The sequence below is a fragment of the Streptomyces sp. URMC 127 genome, assembly GCF_051386535.1.
Taxonomy (GTDB): Bacteria; Actinomycetota; Actinomycetes; order Streptomycetales; family Streptomycetaceae; genus Streptomyces.
In genome coordinates, this window is the sequence record NZ_JBPQTW010000566.1 from 1 (window position 1) to 241 (window position 241).

At 50.6% G+C, this 241-nt stretch carries 1 protein-coding gene; it reads left to right on the forward strand.

Annotated elements, in window-relative coordinates:
- On the forward strand, positions 1-241 hold a 241-nt coding region (locus tag ACSNOH_RS35410; protein ID WP_436725531.1), incomplete at both ends, for a hypothetical protein.

Sequence of the window (241 nt, forward strand, 5' to 3'; positions counted from 1 at the left end):
TTCCTATGATTTGCTGGATGATGATCTGGAAGAAAGATTGGAAGAAAAAAGCGAGCGCCTAGAAGCGATCCGCCGAGGTGAACCAGTTCCCGGCCCGTTTGCGTTTGATGAGAAAGCCCGGGAGCAGCTAAGCTGGACATATCCGCATCATGAGGTGACGCAAATTCGCACAAAGCAGTCAGTTTCTGAGATCAAGAGAAAAAGAGAGTACGAGGATGAATACAGCGGCAGGGCCCCCGTT